This window comes from Pseudomonas sp. 02C 26, assembly GCF_002843585.1.
Classification (GTDB): domain Bacteria; phylum Pseudomonadota; class Gammaproteobacteria; order Pseudomonadales; family Pseudomonadaceae; genus Aquipseudomonas; species Aquipseudomonas shirazensis.
This window is the reverse complement of record NZ_CP025262.1, coordinates 479,845-500,511: the sequence shown is the minus strand read 5'-3', so window position 1 is coordinate 500,511 and position 20,667 is coordinate 479,845. Positions and strand designations below refer to the sequence as shown.

The window sequence follows — 20,667 nt, the reverse complement described above, 5'->3', positions numbered from 1 at the left end:
GGTGGTAGCCCCTGTGATTCAGGGATTACCACCCTATGCGCAGGCCTTCGGGGAAGCAGCGCTGAAGGATTTCCTCAACATCTCAGTTGGCCGCTGGGTACCACCGCGGGGTGTAGACCCAGGTGCCACCGTCGGCACGCGGCAATGTGCAGGTTGTCGAAGACCCGACCAGCACCATGGTGCGCATGTCGACCATTTCTGGCAGCAGTTCGGCCAGTGTGACTACGCGCAGCGTCTGCCCTGGCCTACCAATATCGCGACCAAGGACTACCGGCGTAGCGCCTGAGCGATGACGGCGCACGACGTCCAGCGCTACACCCAATTGCCAGGGTCTGGCTTTCGAAATCGGGTTATAGAACGCCAGCACCAGATCAGCCTGGGCGGCAAGGTCCAGGCGTGTCTCGATGATCGACCAGGGTTTGAGGTTGTCCGACAGCGACATCACGCAGAAGTCATGGCCCAGCGGCGCGCCGGCCTGAGCAGCGGTCGCCAACGATGCCGATACGCCTGGGAGGATCTGCAGATCGACCTGATGCCAGGCCGGGTCGGTCGACTCGTGCAAGGCCTCGAGCACGGCGGCGGCCATGGCGAACACGCCGGGATCACCCGACGACACCACCACGACCGAACGGCCCTGTGCGGCCAGCTCAAAGGCATGCCGGGCGCGCTGCATCTCCTCGCGGTTGTCGGTGTTGTGCAGCACCTGATCCGGGCGGAACGGGCCAGCCATACGCACGTAGGTTTCGTAACCGAGCACATCCTCGGCCAGGCTCAGTTCGCGCTTGACTGCAGGCACCATCAGTTCGGCGGCGCCGGGGCCGAGGCCGATCACTGCCAGCCGGCCACGACCGCGACCGACCTGAGCAGGGTCGATGGGCGCGCTGGCAACTGCCACCAACAACCCCGAGTGTTCACTCAAGCGGGCGCCAGGCACGCTCTGTTCGACCATCTCGGCCAGGCTCACTGCCGGCGCGGCAAAGCGCAGTGCGACACCGAGTTGCTGCGCCGCCTGGTGCAGGCCCGGCAGGGCCATGTGCTGGTCACTGGCAAGCAGGCACGCCAGCGCTGGCTCGGCAATATTGGCCGCGCGCAGGGCCGCGCGCACGTGTTCGGCAAGCTCGGCAGACTCGGCACTGACGGCGACCAGCACCGAACGTGGATGGATCAGCAGTTCGTCACGGCTGGCGGGGCGCGCTTCGCAGCCCACGTGAATGGTTCGTTGCGCTGCCGCATCGGCGGGCAGTTGCGCCTGCGCAAGCCACGGCGCATCACCCTCGATACGCACGCTCTGACCGGCCAGCAGGTCGGAGACAAAGCGCTTGCCCTGCTCCAGGTCTGCCAAGGCATAGCCAACCGGCGGATTGAGCAGGCAGGTGCCGAAACGCAGTTCACCACTCGTGGTGATCGCGGCAGCGACCGACAACGCCGCGCCGATCTCGCGCGCCATCACGTTGACCCCGCCGAGGCCGCCGAGCAACGGCACCACGGCACTGCCATCTTCGGCGACCACCAGTACCGGTGGCTCGACATCCTTGTCGCTGAGCACGCTGGCCAGGCTGCGGATGACGATGCCAGCGGCGCACAGGGCAATGATCGGCGTGTCTTGCAGATACAGCTCGCGCAAGGTGCTGCCAAATGACTCATAGCCACTGTCGGCGCCCGCGACCCGGCCATTCAGGCCATGGATGCTGGCCTCGGGATACAGTTGCTGGAGGCGCTGCGCAGTAGCCAGGCTGGCCTGGCCGAGGATGATGATGGCCGGCGCTTTGCGTAGGTTCAGCCCTGCCATTTTTCACCCGGCACGATGATCAGCGAAAAGTAGGGCGAAGACTGCGGATCGACCGCGTCCAGCGCAACGATTTTCTGATTGGCCATGGTCGCACGCTCAACGTACAGCGCGCGCTGGTCCAGGCCCAACTCGGCCAGCACCTGGCGCACCTTGGGGAAGTTGCGCCCCAGTTTCATGATCACCGCCGCATCGGCGTCGGCCAGCCGCCGCTTGAGCTCTTCGGCAGGCAACACACCGGACAATACGGTCAGGGTCTGGTTGCGGTAGACCAGCGGCGCGCCGAGCACCGAGGCGCCACCGAGCATCGAACAGACACCAGGAATCACCTCGGCGTCATAGCGCTGCGCCAGGCGGTCGTGCAGGTACATGTACGATCCGTAGAAGAACGGATCACCTTCGCAGATCACCGCTACATCACGCCCGGCGTCCAGATGCGCGGCCACTTGCTCGCCGGCCTCATCGTAGAAATCACTGATGACCTGTTCGTAGGACAACGGCGCAGGCAGCGCTTCGGTAGTGACCGGATACACCAGTGGCAGCAAGGTCTGCTGCGCCTGCAAATGCGCTTCGATGATGCCGAAGGCGTTGCCGCGCTTACCCTTGGCCACAAAGTAAGCCACCACCGGCGCCTCGCGCAGCAGGCGCAAGGCCTTGACGGTGATCAGTTCCGGGTCGCCAGGGCCAACGCCGAGGCCAAGCAGTCGTCCGCGTGGCGTCATCATTCGACCTCCGTGGCCAGCGCGTTGACGGCGGCGGCGGCCATTGCGCTACCGCCCAGACGGCCCTGCATGATCACGAACGGCACGCCACGGCTGTCGGCGGCGAGCATCGCCTTGGACTCGGCCGCACCGACGAAGCCCACCGGGAAGCCGAGAATCAGCGCCGGTTTCGGCGCGCCCGCGTCGATCATCTCAAGCAGGTAGAACAGCGCCGTCGGTGCATTGCCGATCACCACCACGCTGCCTTCCAGGTGTTCGCGCCACAGCTCCAGGGCCACTGCCGAACGGGTGTTGCCCTGCTCCTTGGCCAGTGCCGGCACACTTGGATCGCGCAGGGTGCAGATCACTTGGTTGTTGGCTGGCAGCCGCGCACGGGTGATGCCTTCGGCAACCATGTGCGCGTCACACAGGATCGGCGCGCCTTTGGCCAGCGCTGCGCGCCCGGCAGCGCCGGCACCCGCGGAGAACTGCAGACCATCGATTGCCTCGACCATGCCGCAGGCGTGAATCACCCGCACCGCGAGCTTTTCCAGATCGGCAGGAATCCGCTCCAGGCGGGCCTCCTCGCGGATGATCCGGAAGGAATTGCGATAGATCTCCTGACCATCGCGAATGTAGTCAATCATCAAGGTGCTCCGTGGGCAGGTCGAGCATGGCGCCTGCTGCTTTCAAGGTAAGGTCGGTCGCGCGCAGGGCACCAAAGCCGGGCTGCTGCGCGTCACGCAAATAAAGGTCGTAGCGGCCCGGCGAACGGGCCAGCAAGGTCGCCGGGGCGACATGGGCCACAGCGCAGGAACGCGGGCAGCCGCTGAGGTGCACGCTGGCCGGTGCGCCTGGCGCAATCAGCGCGGCGAGCTGGACAGCATCGGCCTTGGTTTCGGCCAGTGCCTTGGCACAACCGCTTGCGCCGCTGCAGGCGGTCACTCGTGCCAGTGGCTCGCGGCTGGAGCAGACCAGGCCGAACGCCTGCAACTGGGCCTGGGCGGCCTGCAATTGACTTGTTGCGATGCTGCTCAACACCAGGCTCTGCCAGGGACTCAGGTGCAATTCACCGTCACCTCTGACGCGCGCTACCTGGGCGGCGCCACGCAGCATCGCCGGGGTCAAGCGGCCCAGCGGTGGGGCAACGCCAAGCGCAGTGCCCTGGGCTTGCGCCAGCGGCCCGAGCCAGTTGGCGCAGGCCTTGGCCCGTCGCCACTGGAGCACTGGCGGGTCGCGCCGCAGCTCGATGCCGAGGCCTTCGATGAAATGCTCGACCGGGCAGGTCTGCAGCAACTGGCGCATGCGCGACTGCTCGGCACTGGCCAGCTCGAGAAAGCGCTCCAGCACCGCCCGGGTCAGCGCCAGCCCAGCGCCCAACGGCACCGCGCCCAGCGGCTGATCGGTGCTTGGGCAACCGGCCAGACCGAAGGCCAGCCAGGTCTGCTGTTCCAGTTGCAGCGGCGACAGCCACAGGTCATGCGGGTGTTCGAGCATGGCCAAGTGCTCACCGCCATCCAACTGCACGGCAAACTTGGCCGAAAGTTGATGCAGATGCGGCGTGCTTTCGAGCATCTCGAGGATCTGCCCGGCCAGCGGCCGGGTATCCAGCAGCATGGCCGGATCGCGCCCGGCCAGCGGGCTCAGCATCAGGTTGCGGACATCGTCGCCAGCCGCCTGGCGCGGGCCAAGGCCAGCCGCCAGCAAATGCTCGATCAGCGCGGCGTGCTGCGCGCCGACCCCGCGAATCTGCAGATTGCCCCGGTTGGTAGCCTCGATCACACCGCCGGCAAAGCGCTCGGCAGCCTCGGCCACAGCGTCGGCCTGATCGGCCAGCAGCAGGCCACCCGGCAGCTTGATCCGGCAGATGCCGCCATCGCGGGCGGCGACGATGCGCCACAACCCCGGGCAGGCCGAGGGGCGGGGCGAAACGGCAGGGTCAAGGGGCGGGTTCAAGAAGGCATCCGGCAATCGTCAAAGTGCGCTTGAGTGTAGAAGGCGCGGTATTATGCCTGCTTTGCTCGACGGCATGAAAAACCGGCGGTCGAAGATCGTGTGAATTTGCGGCCGTTGTGGCCCACTCAAGCTTGATGAGGAAGCAGATGGCCCCCTGGCTGACAGTTGTAGGTATCGGTGAAGACGGTTTCAGCGGCCTGGGCAAACCTGCCCGGCGTGCCCTGCTGGCGGCTTCGCGGATCTTCGGCAGCCCGCGCCAGCTAGCGCTGTTGCCGCACTGTGTCAGCGCCGAGCAACTGCCCTGGTCGAGCCCGTTCAGCCTGGAACCGGTGCTGGCGCTGCGCGGCGAGCCGGTATGCGTACTGGCCAGCGGCGACCCGATGTTCTTCGGCGTCGGCGCCAGCCTGGCGCGGCAGGTGCCAGCCGAGCAGTTGCGGGTTCTGTCGGCGCCATCGTCCTGCGCCCTGGCCGCTGCGCGCCTGGGCTGGCCACTGCAGGAGGTGCAGGTCGTGTCGCTGGTCGCCCGCCCGCTGGCCGCACTCAACGCCTACTGCTACACCGGCTTGCGCCTGCTGGTGCTGAGCAACGATGGCGACAGCCCGGCACAGATCGCGGCGCTGCTGCGCGACAAAGGCTTCGGCCCGAGCCGCTTGCAGGTGTTCGAACACCTTGGCGGGCCGCAGGAACGTCATGTGCAAGGCACGGCCGAAGACTGGCCACACAGTCAGCTGGCTGCGTTGAATGTGGTCGCCATCGAATGCCAGGCTGCAGCGGACACACCGCGCTTGTCACCTGCTGCCGGTTTACCGGACTCGGCCTTCGAACACGACGGCCAGCTGACCAAGCGCGATGTTCGCGCGATCACCCTCGCCCGCCTGGCACCGCAACCCGGCGCGCTGTTGTGGGATGTCGGCGCCGGCTGTGGCTCGATCGGCATCGAGTGGATGCGCGCCCACCCCAGCTGCCGCACCCTGGCGATCGAAGCCGATGCAGGCCGGCAAGCGTTGATCGAGCACAACCGCGACGCGCTTGGCGTGCCGGGGCTGCGCCTGATCCGCGGCAAGGCACCGCAGGCGCTGGCCGAACTGGAGCGGCCCGACGCGATCTTCATTGGTGGTGGCGTCACCGGCGAAGGCATGCTCGGCCTGTGCTGGGAGCGCCTGCGCCCCGGTGGCCGGCTGGTAGCCAATGCCGTCACCCTGCAAAGCGAAATGGCCCTTGCCCAGTTTCGCGAAGCGCACGGCGGCGAGCTGACCCGCATCCACATTGCCCACACGCAACCGCTGGGCAACTTCGACACTTGGCGCCAGGCCTTGCCGATCACCTTGCTCGACGTAGTGAAAGCCCTGGATGCGTGAAGAAACTCGCGAACAACCCGCGCCCCTGCGCAGCGGCCTGACCACCGGCAGCTGCGCCACGGCAACCAGCCTCGCCGCCGCACGCCTGCTGCTGAGCGGTGCCGACGCCGACGCGGTGCACATCACCCTGCCCAAGGGCAAGGTGGTGCAGATGCGCCTGGAGTTCTGCAGGCGTAACGGCGACTGCGCCGAGGCCGGCACCTTGAAGGACGCCGGCGACGACCCCGACGTGACCCACGGCGCCCTGCTCTACAGCCAGGTGCGCCTGCTCGCCACGCCCGGCGTACGTTTTGTCGCGGGTGTCGGTGTCGGCACCGTAACCCGGCCCGGACTGGTGCTGGCGGTCGGCGAGCCGGCCATCAACCCGGTACCGCGGCGGATGATCAGCGAGCACCTGCAGCAACTGGCCAACGACTGTGGCTACAGCGGCGGCTTCGAGGTCACGGTGAACGTGCGTGACGGTGATCAGTTGGCCCTGAAAACCATGAACCCACGCCTGGGCATTCTCGGCGGGCTGTCGATTCTCGGCACCAGCGGTATCGTCCGGCCGTTCTCCTGCGCGGCCTACATCGCCTCGATCCAGCAAGGCATCGATGTCGCCCACAGCAACGGCTACACGCACGTCGCTGCCTGCACCGGCAATGCCAGCGAAGACACCATGCGCCAGGTCTACAACCTGCCGGAAATCGCCCTGATCGAGATGGGCGACTTTGTCGGTGCGGTGCTCAAGCACCTGCGCAAGGTGCCGATGGCGCGCCTGAGCCTGTGCGGCGGTTTCGGCAAGATCAGCAAGCTGGCTGCGGGCAACATGGACCTGCACAGCCGTCATTCCAGTATCGACCTGCCGCAGTTGGCCGGTTGGGCTCAAGCGCTGGGCGCCGATCAGTCGCTGCAGCAGGCGATCATCGCCGCCAATACCAGCCAGCAGGCGCTGGCCCTGGCGCATGCCGCAGGCATCGCGCTGGGCGACGCAGTGTGTGCCCATGCCCGCGCCTTTGCCTGCAGCGTGGTGCCGGCGCAGGTGCAGGTCGAGGTGTTTGCCATCGACCGCCAGGGCGGCATCGTCGGCCGGGCGGGTGTGCAATGAGCGAGCGGATTCTGCTGCTTGGCGGTGTTACCGAAGCCTTGGCCATTGCCCGGCGGCTGGGCCCGCAGCATGTCTACAGTCTGGCCGGCGTCGGCCGCGTGCCGCAGGATCTGCCCTGCCAGCTACGGGTCGGCGGCTATGGTGGCGCCGAGGGCCTGGCACAGTACCTGCGCGAAGCCGGCATCAGCTTGCTGATCGACGCGACCCATCCCTATGCGGCGCAGATCAGCGCCAATGCCGCGCAGGCTGCGCGCAGTGCCGGTGTGGCCTGCTGGGCACTGCGCCGCCCGGCCTGGCAGCCCCAGCCGGGAGATGACTGGCGCGAGGTGGCGGACTGGGCCGAGCTGGTCACGGCCCTCTCGCCGTTTGCCCGGCCACTGTTCACGCTGGGCCGCGAGCCCCTGGCTCATCTGCACGAAATACCCGAGCAGCAGTTCTGGACCTTGCGTGCCCTCGACAGCTACCCGGGCAATGACCGCTGCGAAGTCATCGCCGCCCGCGGGCCATTCGCCCTGGCGGATGAGCGCGCATTGTTCGCCCGCCGCCAGATCGACGTGCTGGTCAGCAAGAACAGCGGCAGCGTCGCCACCGAGCCCAAGCTCGAGGTCGCCCGCGAGTTGGGCATACCGGTGCTGGTGCTCAAGCGCCCACTACTGCCGACAGTGGATCGTGAGTTTGCTCAGGTAGACACCTTGCTGGCCGCGCTGGGGCTTTGATTGCGCTGCTGGCGCCAGCGGGCAGGCTGGTAGAGAGATTTCCTGCACAGCTTTAGGAACCGCCTTAATGGCCGCCATCCGGCCATCTGCCGTAAACTGCGCATTCCCCTCCTGGAAGGCCACCCATATGGAAATGCAATGGTGGATCTGGCTCGTCTTCGGCGTTGCCCTGGTCCTGCTTGAACTGGTCCTGCCCACGTTCTTCATTCTCTGGTTCGGCATCGGCGCCGTGCTGGTGGCGCTGATCGCCCTGATCGCACCCAGCCTGCAACTGGACAGCCAGGTGCTGCTGTGGGTGCTGTTCTCGTCGGCCACTACCCTGCTCTGGTTCAAGCTGTTTCGCCGGAAAAACCCCGACGTGCGCTGGACTGCCGACAGCGTGATCGGCGAGGTCGGCCTGCTTACCGTGGCCGTCTCGGAGTTTCAGAAGGGCCGGGTGCGTTTCCAGAAGCCGATCCTCGGCAACGAGGAATGGGTGTGCATCGCCGACAGTGACATCGCCGCCGGCGAGCGTGTGCGCCTGACCGCCATCGAAGGCAACACCGCCCGGATCACCCGGGCCTGAATCCGTACTTAAAGGACGCTGCACCATGACCAGCCTAATCGTCGTCGCCTGCCTGGCACTGTTTGTTCTGATCACCGTATTCAAAGGGGTGCGCATCGTGCCCCAGGGCGAGGAGTGGATCGTCGAGCGCCTGGGCCGCTACCACAGCACGCTCAAGCCCGGCCTGAACATCCTCATCCCGTACATGGACGTGGTTGCCTATCGCCTGCCGACCAAGGACATCATCCTCGATGTCCAGCAACAGGAAATCATCACCAAGGACAACGCCGTCATCGTCGCCAACGCACTGTGCTTCGCCAAGGTAATCGACCCGCAGAAGGCCTCCTACGGCGTGCAGAATTTCTCGTTTGCCGTGACCAGCCTGACCATGACCTCGCTGCGGGCGATCGTCGGTGCCATGGACCTCGACGAAGCGCTGTCCAGCCGCGAGCAGATCAAGGCGCGCCTGCGCGAAGCGATGTCCGAGCAGACCGAAGACTGGGGCGTGACCGTGCGCTCGGTAGAAATCCAGGACATCAAGCCGTCGCCGAACATGCAGCTGGCGATGGAACGTCAGGCCGCCGCGGAGCGTGAGCGTAAAGCCGACGTGACCCGCGCCGAGGGTGCCAAGCAAGCGGCCGTACTGGAAGCCGAAGCGCGTCTGCAGTCGGCTCGGCTCGACGCAGAAGCGCAGATCAACCTGGCCGAAGCCTCGGCCCGAGCGATTACCCTGGTGCGCGAGGCGGTCGGCAGCGAAACCACTCCGGCCATGTACCTGCTTGGCGAGCGTTACATCGGTGCGATGGAAACCCTCGCTGCGAGCAACAATTCCAAGATCGTGGTGTTGCCGGCCGACCTGCAAGAAACAGTGCGCGGGCTGCTCGGGCGCAAGGCCTGATACACCGCCGCCCCGCTCAGGTCAGGGCGGCCATTGCACAGGCGCAGCTGCGGCACTTCACCGCACCGGGGTATTTTTACCTATACTGCGCCTTACAATAGCCACCACGATTCCTGACCGGATCTCTCCATGCCCCCACGTCGGCCCATCGCCTGGATCGCCTGCCTTGCAGTGCTGTTCAATCTGCTGGCCATGCCGCTGTCTTCCGCTGCGCCGAAAAGCGCGGCCGAGCAGCTGCTGTGGGGGGCGTTCTGCTCCAGCATGGGCGTCAAGCCCACGCCGGCAGTGCAGGCGCTGGCCAAGATCGACCTCGGCCCGCAAGGCGACGAGCACGCGAGCATGCAACATTGCTGGTGTTGCTCGGGCGGCCTGACGCTGCTGGCCCTGCCTGGGCATCCGCCGCAGTTGCACAGCCCTGTCGCCATGGACAACGGCACTGCGAGCATTCTTGCCAGCTACCAACCGACGCCGCGCCAGTTATGGCCTGCGCTCAATCCGCGCGCCTCTCCTCTGACCTGAGTTACAGCCGCCCCGCGCCCTGAACCTGTCCAGATCGGAGATTTCCCCATGCTCAAGCAAGCCCTCGTCGTGGCCGCCCTGTTGCTGCCTGGCGCATTCGCCAATGCCCATGAATACACTCAGGGTGACCTGCACATCGCCCACCCGTGGTCGCTGCAGTTGCCGCCCAATGCGCCCAACGTGGCGGCGTATTTCACCGTGCACAACAGTGGCAGCAGCGACGACCGCCTGCTCAGCGTCGACAGCCCGATCAGTGATGACGCGCAGCTGCATGAGCACGCCATGAACGCAGCAGGCCTGATGAAAATGCAGCAGGTCGACGGCGTGACCATCCCCGCCGGCAAGGACCTGCTGTTCGCCCCCAGCGCCTACCACGTGATGCTGATGCAGCCCAAGGACCGCAGCCTGCTCACCGACGGCAAGCGCTTCCCGCTGACCCTGCACTTCGAGAAAGCCGGCGACATCACCGTGCAGGTGGCTGTCCAGAAGCAGCCGCCGGCCGACCAGCCGCAACAGCAACACGCGCACTGACCGCTGACAGGCGCCAGCCGTGAACGTGCTGGGCAAACACAGCTACCGCCGTACCACCCGCCCTGCTCGCAGGCGCGCCGGTGGCGGCTGGCTGAGCCTGTTTGCCATGTGGATGATCTTCATCGGGCCGCTGATTTCTCAGTCGATGCCGATGGAGCACCACACGGGCATCAGCATGAGCATGTCCAGCGACATGGCCATGAACATGCCCATGCCCGCCAGCCATGCCCACGCCGACAGCAAGCACCACCACAACCACAGCGATGACGCCGAGCTGCACGCGCTGTGGGCCAAGTGTGGCTATTGCACCCTGCTGTTCAACTGCCCGGCGCTGCCGCAGAGCTTCAGCCCGCTCAACGCCAGCCGCGTTCCACCTGCCCCGCCCCCGCCAAGCGCCACCCGCCACGGCCACGCGCGCCAGGCGATTTTCCCCGGCGCCCGCAGCCGGGCGCCACCTGCCCAGTCGATCTACGTCTGAACATCCATTGACCGCACGCAGCCAGGAGGCTGTGCGCTCATATTCGACTGATCGACTGGAATCACTATGTCCGGCTGCATCCCCGTTTTCACCCTTTCCCTGCGCGGCACTATCGCCGTGCTCTGCGGCTCGCTGCTGAGCCCCTTGGCTATCGCCGCCGACAGCGGCCATGTTGGCCACGACGCCGCCGAGCTGAGCCCGACGGTAATCACCGCCGTCGCCCCCAGCTCGCCGCTGACCATCGTCACCAACCCCAAGGACCCGCGCCAACCAGTACCGGCCAGTGATGGTGCCGACTACCTGAAGACCATCCCCGGCTTCTCGGCGATCCGCGCTGGCGGCACCAACGGCGATCCGGTGTTGCGCGGCATGTTCGGCTCGCGCCTGAACATCCTCACCAATGGCGGCCAGATGCTCGGCGCCTGCCCCAACCGGATGGACGCGCCAACCTCGTACATCTCGCCGGAAACCTACGACCGCCTTACCGTGATCAAAGGCCCGCAAACTGTGATCTGGGGCCCCGGCGGCTCGGCCGGGACGATCCTCTTCGAACGCGAGCCGGAGCAGTTCGGCGAGCTTGGCAGCCGAGTCAACGCCAGCCTGCTGGCCGGCTCCAATGGCCGCTTCGACAAGCTGCTCGACGTCGCCGCCGGCAACAGCGAGGCGTATGCGCGCTTCGTCGGCAACCAGTCACGCTCGGATGACTACCGCGACGGCAACGGCGACAGCGTGCCGTCGCGCTGGGACAAGTGGAACGGCGACGTCAGCCTCGGCTGGACGCCGGATGCCGACACCCTGCTCGAGCTCACCGCCGGCAAAGGTGACGGCGAAGCTCGTTACGCCGGGCGCGGCATGGACGGCTCGCAGTTCAAGCGCGAAAGCCTGGGCCTGCGCTTCGAAAAATCCAACCTCGGCGAGGTACTCGACAAGATCGAGGCGCAGGTCTACTACAACTACGCCGACCACGTGATGGACAACTACAGCCTGCGCACCCCGTCCGGCAGCGGCATGATGGGCATGCCGATGGTCGCCAACGTCGACCGGCGCACCCTCGGCGCGCGGATCAAGGCCACCTGGCGTTGGGCCGATGTGCAGTTGATCAACGGTATCGATGCGCAAAGCAGCGAGCACCGCCAGCGCAGCGGCATGGGCGTCGACGCGCACCGTGGCCAGCCGTGGAGCAAGGATGCCGAGTTCCACAACTACGGCGCGTTCGCCGAGCTGACCTGGTACGCGAGCGGCGAAGACCGATTGATCAGCGGTGCCCGCCTTGACCGCGCTTCGGCGCGCGATCTGCGCAGCGACCAGGCCACCGCCGGCAACACTCGCGCCGATACCCTGCCCAGCGGCTTTGTCCGCTATGAGCATGACCTCAGCGCGCTGTCAGCCACCACCTACATCGGCCTTGGCCATGCGCAACGCTTCCCGGATTACTGGGAGCTGTTCTCGGCCGACGGCCCGGCCGGTGCGCGCAACGCCTTCGACGCGATCAAACCGGAGAAAACCACCCAGCTCGACTTCGGCATCCAGTACCGTGACGAGCGCCTGCAAGCCTGGGCCTCGGGCTATGTCGGGCAGATCCGCGACTACATTTTGTTCGACTACCAGACTGGCATGATGGGCATGAGCACCACCCAGGCGCAGAACATCGATGCGCGGATCATGGGCGGCGAGCTGGGCGCGGCGTACAAGCTGTCGGAAAACTGGAAGGCCGATGCGACCCTGGCATACGCTTGGGGCAAAAACAGCAGCGACGGCAAGGCACTGCCGCAGATGCCGCCACTGGAAAGCCGCCTGGGCCTGACCTACAGCCAGGACAACTGGAGCACCGGGGCGTTGTGGCGGTTGGTCTCGGCGCAGAACCGCGTCGCTGAAAATCAGGGCAATGTGGTCGGCAAGGACTATGAAAAAAGCGCAGGCTTTGGCGTGTTCTCGCTCAACGGCGCCTACAAGGTCACGCGCAATCTCAAGCTCAGCGCCGGCGTCGACAACCTGTTCGACAAGGCTTACGCCGAGCACCTGAACCTGGCCGGCAACGCCGGTTTTGGTTACCCGGCGAACGATCCGCAGCCGGTGCCTGAACCTGGCCGGACCTTCTGGACCAAAGTCGATCTCAGCTTCTGACAATTACAACGGGCGCGGCCATGACCGCGCCCCTCTGATGGGAGGTTCCATGGGCGGACCGCGTATTTCCTTCTATAACCTGGCCTGGCGCTGGCACTTCTATGCCGGGCTGTTCGTTGCGCCATTCATGATTCTGCTGGCGCTCACCGGGATCATCTACCTGTTCAAGCCACAGCTCGACCCGCTGATGTACCGCGAGCTGATGGTGGTCGAAGGCGGCCACCATCGCCAAAACGCCGACGCGCTGCTGGCGCAGGTTCAGCAGGCTTATCCACAGGGCCACGTCGGCCAGTACCTGCCACCGCTGAACAGCGAGCGCAGCGCGCAATTCGTGGTGCATGACGGCGGCCGTGAGCTGAACGTGTTCGTCGATCCGTACAACGCCAAGGTGCTCGGTGAGCAGGACGCCAAGCAGAACCTGCAGGCCATCGCCCGTGCCCTGCATGGCGAGCTGATGGTCGGCACCGTCGGCGACCGGCTGGTGGAACTGGCCGCTGGCTGGGGCATTGTGCTGGTGGTGTCGGGGCTGTACCTGTGGTGGCCGCGCGGGCGCAGCAGTGCCGGCGTGCTCTGGCCGCGCTTTGCCTCGCGCGGCAGGCTGCTGTGGCGCGACCTGCATGCGGTCAGCGGCTTCTGGGGATCGGCGCTGTTGCTGCTGATGCTGCTCAGCGGCATGACCTGGACTGGCTTGTGGGGCAAGCAGTATGCCGATCTGTGGAACCGCTTCCCGGCGGCGATGTGGAATGACGTGCCCAAGTCGGACCAGCAGGCGCGGGTGCTCAACCAGGCGCATCGGCAGACCGTGCCGTGGGCGATGGAGAACACGCCGATGCCGCAGTCCGGCGCCCATGCCGAACACGCCGGGCACCACATGATGTCGAGCAAGCCAGCGGCGCCGCAGGTCAGCCTGCAGCAGGTCGAGGACATTGCCAGCAGCCGCGAGGTCGAGCCCGGCTACAGCATCACTCTGCCGACCACCGCCGACGGCGTGTTTACCATTGCGGTGTTTGCTGATGATCCCCGCAACGACGCCACCCTACATGTCGACCAGTACACCGGCCAGGTGCTGGCCGATGTGCGCTGGCAGGACTACAGCCCGGTCGCCCGCGCGACTGAGCTGGGCGTGATGCTGCATGAGGGCAAGATGTTTGGCGCGTTCAACCAGATCGTGATCTTGCTGGTGTGCCTGATGATTCTGCTCGGTTCGGTGAGCGGTCTGGTGATGTGGTGGAAGCGCCGGCCCGAGGGTGGCCTGGGGGTGCCGCCGCTGCGCCATGATTTGCCGCGGTGGAAGACGGCGACAGTGGTGATGCTGGTCTTGGGCGTCGCGTTTCCGTTGGTGGGGGTGTCGATGCTGGTGATGTGGGTGGTTGATCGTTGCGTGGTGAGGCGGCGGATGGTGGTTCGGGCTTGAGAGAGCCGGGGCCGCTTTGCGGCCCCAGGCTGCCACGCAAAACTCGTGTCGATCTGTCACGCCCCGATCTGGAACGGGCGTGTTAGCCTACTCGGCTAGCAAAAAAAGACTGAACCAATAATGGAATGCAGCCAATGACCGTGACCTCCACCCCCGAGCCAGATGATCAGCATCTGCAACGCAACCTGAGCAACCGCCACATTCAGCTTATCGCCATCGGTGGCGCCATCGGCACCGGCCTGTTCATGGGTTCGGGCAAGACCATCAGCCTTGCTGGCCCGTCGATCATCTTCGTCTACATGATCATCGGCTTCATGCTGTTCTTCGTCATGCGGGCGATGGGCGAGCTGCTGCTGTCGAACCTCAACTACAAGTCCTTCATCGACTTCTCGGCCGACCTGCTCGGGCCCTGGGCCGGTTACTTCACCGGCTGGACCTACTGGTTCTGCTGGGTCGTCACCGGTATCGCCGACGTGGTCGCGATCGCCGCCTACACCCAGTTCTGGTTCCCTGACCTGCCGCAGTGGATCCCGGCGCTGAGCTGCGTGGCGCTGCTGCTGTCACTGAACCTGGTGACGGTGAAGATGTTCGGCGAGATGGAATTCTGGTTCGCCCTGATCAAGATCGTTGCCATCCTCGGCCTGGTCGCCACCGGCCTGTACATGGTCATCACCGGCTTCCAGTCGCCCACTGGCAGCACTGCGCAGCTGGCCAACCTGTGGAACGATGACGGCATGTTCCCCCATGGCCTGATGGGCTTCTTCGCCGGTTTCCAGATCGCCGTGTTCGCCTTTGTCGGTATCGAGCTGGTCGGCACCACCGCCGCCGAAGCGAAAGACCCGGAGCGCACCCTGCCGCGGGCGATCAACTCGATCCCGATCCGCATCATCGTCTTCTACGTGCTGGCCCTGATCGCGATCATGGCAGTAACGCCGTGGCGCGACGTGGTGCCGGGCAAGAGCCCGTTCGTCGAGCTGTTCGTCCTCGCCGGCCTGCCTGCTGCGGCCAGCATCATCAACTTCGTGGTGCTGACCTCGGCCGCCTCGTCGGCCAACAGCGGCGTGTTCTCCACCAGCCGCATGCTGTTCGGTCTGGCCCAGGAAGGCGATGCACCGAAGGCCTTCGAGAAGCTCTCGCGCCGCGCGGTCCCGGCCAACGGTCTGTTCTTCTCCTGCGCCTGCCTGCTGCTGGGCGCGGTGTTGATCTACCTGGTGCCGAACGTGATCGAAGCCTTCACCCTGGTGACCACGGTGTCGGCGGTGCTGTTCATGTTCGTCTGGACACTGATCCTGCTGTCGTACCTGAAGTACCGCAGCCAGCGCCCGGCGCTGCATCAAAGCTCGATCTACAAGATGCCCGGCGGGCGCTTCATGTGCTACGTGTGCCTGGTGTTCTTCGCCGCGATTCTGGTGCTGCTCAGCCTTGAGGCCGACACCCGCTCGGCGCTGGTAGTGACGCCGATCTGGTTCCTGCTGCTGGCAGTGACCTACCAGTTCGTGCGCAGCAAGCGCCAGCCGCGGGCTGCACTGGACCGCTGACTGCTTGGGGCCGCCCAGCGGCCCCAATACCGTGCACGCCTCGGGCGCCAGCACCAAGCTGGACCCAACAACCCCTCCCTTCCCCCGCAAAGCCCCGGAAACCGGGGCTTTGGCCGTGTCCGAAAAGCGGGCACAGCGCTTGCAATGTCTCCTGCAGAGTCGCCAACAGCATAAAAAACTCAGCGGAGAGAGCACATGAAGCGTCGCAGTCTGATCAAGGCCTTTACCCTTAGCGCATCGATTGCGGCGATGGGCCTGAGCTGGAGTATCCAGGCCGCCGAGACCATCAAGGTCGGCATCCTGCATTCGCTGTCGGGGACCATGGCCATTTCCGAGACCTCGCTCAAGGACATGGCGTTGATGACCATCGACCAGATCAACGCCAAGGGCGGGGTCAATGGCAAGATGCTCGAAGCGGTGGTGGTCGACCCGGCCTCCAACTGGCCGCTGTTCGCAGAGAAAAGCCGCCAGTTGCTGACCCAGGACAAGGTCGCGGTGGTGTTCGGCTGCTGGACGTCGGTGTCGCGCAAGTCGGTGCTACCGGTGTTCGAGGAGCTCAATGGGCTGCTGTTCTACCCGGTGCAGTACGAAGGTGAAGAGATGTCGCCAAACGTCTTCTACACCGGCGCGGCGCCTAACCAGCAAGCGATCCCGGCGGTGGAATACGTGATGAGCGAAGACGGCGGCAGCGCCAAGCGCTTCTTCCTGCTCGGCACCGACTATGTCTACCCGCGCACCACCAACAAGATTCTGCGGGCCTTCCTGCACAGCAAAGGTGTGGCCGACAAGGACATAGAAGAGGTGTACACGCCGTTCGGCCACGCTGATTATCAGACCATTGTCGCCAACATCAAGAAGTTCTCTGCCGGCGGCAAGACTGCGGTGATCTCCACCGTCAACGGCGACTCCAACGTGCCGTTCTACAAAGAACTGGCCAACCAGGGCCTGAAGGCCACCGACGTACCGGTAGTGGCGTTCTCGGTGGGCGAAGAGGAGCTGCGCGGTATCGACACCAAGCCGCTGGTCGGCCACCTGGCGGCGTGGAACTACTTCGAGTCGGTGGATAACCCGGTCAACCAGAAGTTCGTCGCGGACTGGAAGGCCTACGCCAAGGCAAAAAATCTGCCGGGCGCCGACAAGGCGGTGACCAACGACCCGATGGAAGCCACCTATGTCGGTATCAATATGTGGGCGCAGGCGGTCGAGAAGGCCAAGTCCACCGATGTCGACAAGGTCCGCGAAGCGCTGGCCGGACAGACCTTTGCCGCGCCGTCGGGCTACACCCTGACCATGGACAAGACCAACCACCACCTGCACAAGCCGGTAATGATCGGCGAGATCCAGGATGACGGTCAGTTCAGTGTGGTCTGGGAGACCGAGCAGCCCCTGCGTGCGCAACCGTGGAGCCCGTTCATTCCTGGCAACGACAAGCGTCCGGATTATGCGGTGAAGGGTAACTAAGTGACGGGGGCCGCTCTGCGGCCCTTTCCTGTAGGAGCGGCCTTGTGTCGCGATCGAGCGCGCAGCCCTCGCCTCCCCCTGACACAACAGGATCAACCAATGCTCAGATTCCTGCTCGCCCTGCTCCTGCTGCTGCCGCTGGCAACCCAGGCCAGCGAGGGCGACCTCTTCTACGCTGCCAAGCCCGCAGACCAGGCCCGCCTGCTGCAGGACTGGGCAGCCCAGCCAGAGCCTGCGCGGCTGGCGCTGCTGACCGCGCTGAAACAAGGCCGGATCGCCGACGGCGACACGCGCAAGCTGCGCCTGAACAACCGTCTGCGCGGCCTGATCGACAATGCCCTGGCCAGCCATCAGTTGCTCAGCGATGACGCCCGCGTGCGGCTGGCCGCGGCTGGCGAACTGCAACGCAGCGCCCAGCCGGCACAGGTGGCGTTTCTCGACCGGCGCTTCGCCAATGAGTCAGACCCAGCGGTGCATGCCGCTCTGGGCCTGGCCCTGGCCAACCTGCAACTGGTCGCCAGCGAGCCCTCGGTACGCCTGGCCGCCGTGCGTCTGCTCGGCGAAACCGGCGACCCTTTGGCCCGCACCCGTCTTGAAGCGCTGTTGCAGCCCGGTGTCGAGACCGACGCCGCCGTGCGCACCGCCGCCGAAACCAGCCTGGCCCAGGTCAAGCGCAAGCTGCTGATCGGTGAACTGCTCGGGCAGGCCTTCAGCGGCCTGTCGCTGGGCTCGATCCTGCTGCTGGCAGCACTGGGCCTGGCGATCACCTTCGGCTTGCTTGGGGTGATCAACATGGCCCACGGCGAGATGCTCATGCTCGGCGCCTACAGCACCTACATGGTCCAGGTACTGCTGCAGCGCTACGCGCCAGGCGCCATCGAGTTCTACCCGCTGATCGCCCTGCCGGTGGCGTTTGCCGTCAGTGCCGGGGTCGGTATGGCGCTGGAGCGCACAGTGATCCGTCATCTGTACGGTCGCCCACTGGAAACCCTGCTGGCGACCTGGGGCATCAGCCTGATCCTGATCCAGGCGATCCGCCTGCTGTTCGGCGCGCAGAACGTCGAGGTAGCCAACCCGGCGTGGCTGTCCGGCGGGATTCAAGTGCTGCCGAATCTGGTACTGCCCTACAACCGCATGGTGATCATCGGCTTTGCCCTGGCGGTGGTGCTGCTGACCTGGCTGCTGCTCAACCGCACCCGGCTGGGGCTGAACGTGCGCGCGGTCACCCAGAACCGCAACATGGCTGCCTGCTGCGGGGTCTCCACCGGCCGCGTCGACATGCTCGCCTTCGGCCTTGGCTCGGGCATCGCCGGCCTTGGCGGGGTGGCCCTGAGCCAGGTCGGCAACGTCGGCCCGGACCTTGGCCAGAGCTACATCATCGACTCGTTCCTGGTGGTGGTACTCGGTGGCGTCGGCCAGCTTGCCGGCACGCTGTGGGCCGCGTTCGGCCTGGGCATCGCCAACAAACTGCTCGAGCCGCAGATCGGTGCGGTGCTGGGCAAGATCCTTATCCTTGCGCTGATCATCCTGTTCATTCAGAAGCGCCCGCAAGGCTTGTTCGCTCTCAAGGGACGGGTAATCGACTGATGAACCAGCCACTGCTTGTCACCGCCGCACAAAAGGCCGGGCCGCGCCTGTCGCTGGCCATCGGCATCGTTGTTGTCCTGCTTTTGCTGGCCTTGCCGCTGTTGTCGTTGCTGCCGGCAGAGCACTCGCTGCAGGTGTCGGCCTACACCCTGACGCTGGTCGGCAAGATCCTTTGTTACGCCATTGTCGCGCTGGCGCTGGACCTGGTGTGGGGCTACGCCGGCATGCTTTCGCTGGGGCATGGATTGTTCTTCGCCCTCGGCGGCTACGCCATGGGCATGTACCTGATGCGCCAGGCGGCGGGTGACGGCCTGCCGGCGTTCATGACCTTTCTGTCGTGGACCGAGCTGCCATGGTTCTGGGCCGGCACCCAGCATCTCGCCTGGGCGCTGTGTCTGGTAGTGCTGGCTCCGGGCCTGCTCGCGCTGGTGTTCGGTTGGTTCGCCTTCCGCTCACGGATCAAGGGCGTGTACTTCTCGATCATGACCCAGGCGCTGACCTTCGCCGGCATGCTGCTGTTCTTCCGTAACGAAACCGGCTTTGGCGGCAACAACGGCTTCACCAACTTCCGCACCATTGCCGGCTTCGACGTCGCCGCGCAAGGCACCCGGGCGGTGTTGTTCCTGCTCACCGTCGGCCTGCTGCTGGCCAGCCTGTACCTGTGCTGGCGGCTGACCCAGAGCAAGTTCGGCCGCCTGCTGACGGCACTGCGTGATGCGGAAAACCGGCTGATGTTCTGCGGCTATGACCCGCGCGGTTTCAAGCTGCTGGTGTGGGTGCTCAGCGCCGTGCTGTGCGGCCTGGCCGGGGCGTTGTACGTACCGCAGGTGGGCATCATCAACCCCAGTGAAATGTCGCCGACCAACTCCATCGAGGCTGCCGTATGGGTAGCACTGGGCGGACGCGGCACGTTGATCGGGCCACTGCTCGGAGCGGGCCTGGTCAATGGCATGAAGAGCTGGTTCACCGTGGCCTTCCCGGAGTTCTGGCTGTTCTTCCTCGGCGCGCTGTTCATCATCGTCACCCTGTACCTGCCCAAAGGCGTGGTCGGCCTGTTGAAGAAAAGGAACCAGCCATGAGAGGCATCCCACCGGTACACCCGGAATTCATGCTCGAACCGGTATTCGACCAGATCGGCGCCGGGCGCGATGCGATCGGCCTCGGCCAGCGCCGCGGCAAAGGCCTGGATGTGCGTCACGGCACGGTGCTGAGCCTGGAAGACATCAGCGTCAGCTTCGATGGTTTCAAGGCGCTCAATGCGCTGAACCTGTACATCGGGGTTGGCGAGCTGCGCTGCATCATCGGCCCCAATGGTGCCGGCAAGACCACCATGATGGACGTGATCACCGGCAAGACCCGCCCGGACACCGGCACGGCGTTTTTCGGCGACACCCTCGACCTGACCCGCATGAGCGAATACCAGATCGCCCAGGCCGGCATAGGTCGCAAGTTCCAGAAGCCGACGGTGTTCGAGGCGCTGACCGTCTGTGAAAACCTCGAACTGGCGCTCAAGACCGACAAGTCGGTATGGGCTAGCCTGGCCTCGCGGCTGTCATCCGAGCAGCGCGAGCGCATCGACTCAGTGTTGACCCAGTTGCGCCTGCTGCCTTTGGCCCAGCGCCAGGCCGGGCTGCTGTCGCACGGGCAAAAACAGTTTCTGGAAATCGGCATGCTGTTGGTCCAGGAGCCGCAACTGTTGCTGCTCGATGAGCCGGTGGCAGGCATGACCGATGCCGAAACCGAGTTCACCGCCGAGCTGTTCAAGGGCCTCGCGCGCAGCCATTCGCTGATGGTGGTGGAGCACGACATGGGCTTTGTCGGCAGCATCGCCGACCACGTCACCGTGCTGCACCAAGGCAGCGTGCTGGCCGAAGGCTCGCTGGAGCAGGTGCAGGCGGATGAGCGGGTGATCGAGGTTTACCTGGGCCGCTGATCGTTGTTTGCCAACAGACCGCGCCAACCGTTGCGC

At 65.4% G+C, this 20,667-nt stretch carries 19 protein-coding genes; 15 read left to right on the top strand and 4 right to left on the bottom strand.

Features of this window, described 5'->3' with window-relative positions; genetic code table 11:
- Nucleotides 1-82: 82 nt before the first annotated feature.
- From cobJ to cobG, 4 genes are read right to left on the bottom strand one after another with little or no spacing between them, the layout of a single operon-like run.
- Nucleotides 83-1,789 (bottom strand): precorrin-3B C(17)-methyltransferase, encoded by a 1,707-nt coding sequence (cobJ, locus tag CXQ80_RS02200; protein WP_101316057.1) that lies wholly within the window; start codon nucleotides 1,787-1,789, stop codon nucleotides 83-85.
- Nucleotides 1,777-2,511 carry a precorrin-2 C(20)-methyltransferase gene (locus CXQ80_RS02195; protein ID WP_101316055.1) on the bottom strand — a complete coding sequence of 245 codons (735 nt, stop codon included), beginning with the start codon at nucleotides 2,509-2,511 and terminating at the stop codon, nucleotides 1,777-1,779. The genes cobJ and CXQ80_RS02195 overlap by 13 nt, the downstream gene beginning before the upstream one ends.
- Nucleotides 2,508-3,134, bottom strand: a complete 627-nt coding sequence (locus CXQ80_RS02190) for a precorrin-8X methylmutase (RefSeq protein WP_101316053.1) — start codon at nucleotides 3,132-3,134, stop codon at nucleotides 2,508-2,510. Before CXQ80_RS02190 ends, CXQ80_RS02195 begins: the two co-directional genes overlap by 4 nt.
- Nucleotides 3,127-4,458 carry a precorrin-3B synthase gene (gene cobG / locus CXQ80_RS02185; RefSeq protein ID WP_371918895.1) on the bottom strand — a complete coding sequence of 444 codons (1,332 nt, stop codon included), beginning with the start codon at nucleotides 4,456-4,458 and terminating at the stop codon, nucleotides 3,127-3,129. Before cobG ends, CXQ80_RS02190 begins: the two co-directional genes overlap by 8 nt.
- A 131-nt stretch (nucleotides 4,459-4,589) precedes the next feature.
- Here cobG and cbiE point away from each other — a divergent pair, with 131 nt between their 5' ends.
- From cbiE to urtD, 15 genes are all read left to right on the top strand, one after another.
- Nucleotides 4,590-5,801, top strand: coding sequence for a precorrin-6y C5,15-methyltransferase (decarboxylating) subunit CbiE (gene cbiE, locus CXQ80_RS02180; protein WP_101316049.1), 1,212 nt, complete (start codon nucleotides 4,590-4,592; stop codon nucleotides 5,799-5,801).
- Complete coding sequence (locus CXQ80_RS02175; protein ID WP_101316047.1) at nucleotides 5,794-6,888, top strand: cobalt-precorrin-5B (C(1))-methyltransferase; 1,095 nt, start codon at nucleotides 5,794-5,796, stop codon at nucleotides 6,886-6,888. Before cbiE ends, CXQ80_RS02175 begins: the two co-directional genes overlap by 8 nt.
- On the top strand, nucleotides 6,885-7,604 hold the full coding sequence (locus tag CXQ80_RS02170; RefSeq protein ID WP_101316045.1) for a cobalt-precorrin-6A reductase: 720 nt from the start codon (nucleotides 6,885-6,887) through the stop codon (nucleotides 7,602-7,604). Before CXQ80_RS02175 ends, CXQ80_RS02170 begins: the two co-directional genes overlap by 4 nt.
- Before the next feature lie 127 nt (nucleotides 7,605-7,731).
- Nucleotides 7,732-8,169, top strand: coding sequence for an NfeD family protein (locus tag CXQ80_RS02165; RefSeq protein WP_101316043.1), 438 nt, complete (start codon nucleotides 7,732-7,734; stop codon nucleotides 8,167-8,169).
- 25 nt (nucleotides 8,170-8,194) lie between these two features.
- Nucleotides 8,195-9,046, top strand: coding sequence for an SPFH domain-containing protein (locus CXQ80_RS02160; RefSeq protein ID WP_101316041.1), 852 nt, complete (start codon nucleotides 8,195-8,197; stop codon nucleotides 9,044-9,046).
- A gap of 129 nt (nucleotides 9,047-9,175) precedes the next feature.
- The gene (locus CXQ80_RS02155) at nucleotides 9,176-9,565 is read left to right on the top strand and encodes a DUF2946 domain-containing protein (RefSeq protein WP_101316039.1); all 390 of its coding nucleotides are present in this window, start codon (nucleotides 9,176-9,178) and stop codon (nucleotides 9,563-9,565) included.
- 48 nt (nucleotides 9,566-9,613) lie between these two features.
- Nucleotides 9,614-10,096 carry a copper chaperone PCu(A)C gene (locus CXQ80_RS02150; protein ID WP_101316037.1) on the top strand — a complete coding sequence of 161 codons (483 nt, stop codon included), beginning with the start codon at nucleotides 9,614-9,616 and terminating at the stop codon, nucleotides 10,094-10,096.
- A 25-nt stretch (nucleotides 10,097-10,121) separates the two neighbouring features.
- The gene (locus CXQ80_RS02145) at nucleotides 10,122-10,574 is read left to right on the top strand and encodes a DUF2946 domain-containing protein (protein ID WP_256585757.1); all 453 of its coding nucleotides are present in this window, start codon (nucleotides 10,122-10,124) and stop codon (nucleotides 10,572-10,574) included.
- A gap of 66 nt (nucleotides 10,575-10,640) precedes the next feature.
- A complete protein-coding gene (locus CXQ80_RS02140) occupies nucleotides 10,641-12,698 on the top strand; it encodes a TonB-dependent copper receptor (protein WP_101316034.1) in 2,058 nt (685 codons plus the stop codon).
- A gap of 49 nt (nucleotides 12,699-12,747) precedes the next feature.
- Nucleotides 12,748-14,112: a PepSY domain-containing protein gene (locus CXQ80_RS02135; protein ID WP_101316032.1), complete on the top strand. Its 1,365-nt coding sequence runs from the start codon at nucleotides 12,748-12,750 to the stop codon at nucleotides 14,110-14,112.
- A 134-nt stretch (nucleotides 14,113-14,246) separates the two neighbouring features.
- Complete coding sequence (cycA, locus tag CXQ80_RS02130) at nucleotides 14,247-15,650, top strand: D-serine/D-alanine/glycine transporter (protein WP_101316030.1); 1,404 nt, start codon at nucleotides 14,247-14,249, stop codon at nucleotides 15,648-15,650.
- Nucleotides 15,651-15,845: 195 nt separating this feature from the next.
- A complete protein-coding gene (gene urtA / locus CXQ80_RS02125) occupies nucleotides 15,846-17,111 on the top strand; it encodes an urea ABC transporter substrate-binding protein (protein WP_101316028.1) in 1,266 nt (421 codons plus the stop codon).
- Nucleotides 17,112-17,210: 99 nt separating this feature from the next.
- On the top strand, nucleotides 17,211-18,698 hold the full coding sequence (urtB, locus tag CXQ80_RS02120) for an urea ABC transporter permease subunit UrtB (RefSeq protein WP_101316026.1): 1,488 nt from the start codon (nucleotides 17,211-17,213) through the stop codon (nucleotides 18,696-18,698).
- Nucleotides 18,698-19,777, top strand: coding sequence for an urea ABC transporter permease subunit UrtC (gene urtC / locus CXQ80_RS02115; protein WP_101316024.1), 1,080 nt, complete (start codon nucleotides 18,698-18,700; stop codon nucleotides 19,775-19,777). Before urtB ends, urtC begins: the two co-directional genes overlap by 1 nt.
- Nucleotides 19,774-20,631 (top strand): urea ABC transporter ATP-binding protein UrtD, encoded by an 858-nt coding sequence (gene urtD, locus CXQ80_RS02110; RefSeq protein WP_101316022.1) that lies wholly within the window; start codon nucleotides 19,774-19,776, stop codon nucleotides 20,629-20,631. Before urtC ends, urtD begins: the two co-directional genes overlap by 4 nt.
- The last annotated feature ends 36 nt before the right edge of the window (nucleotides 20,632-20,667 follow it).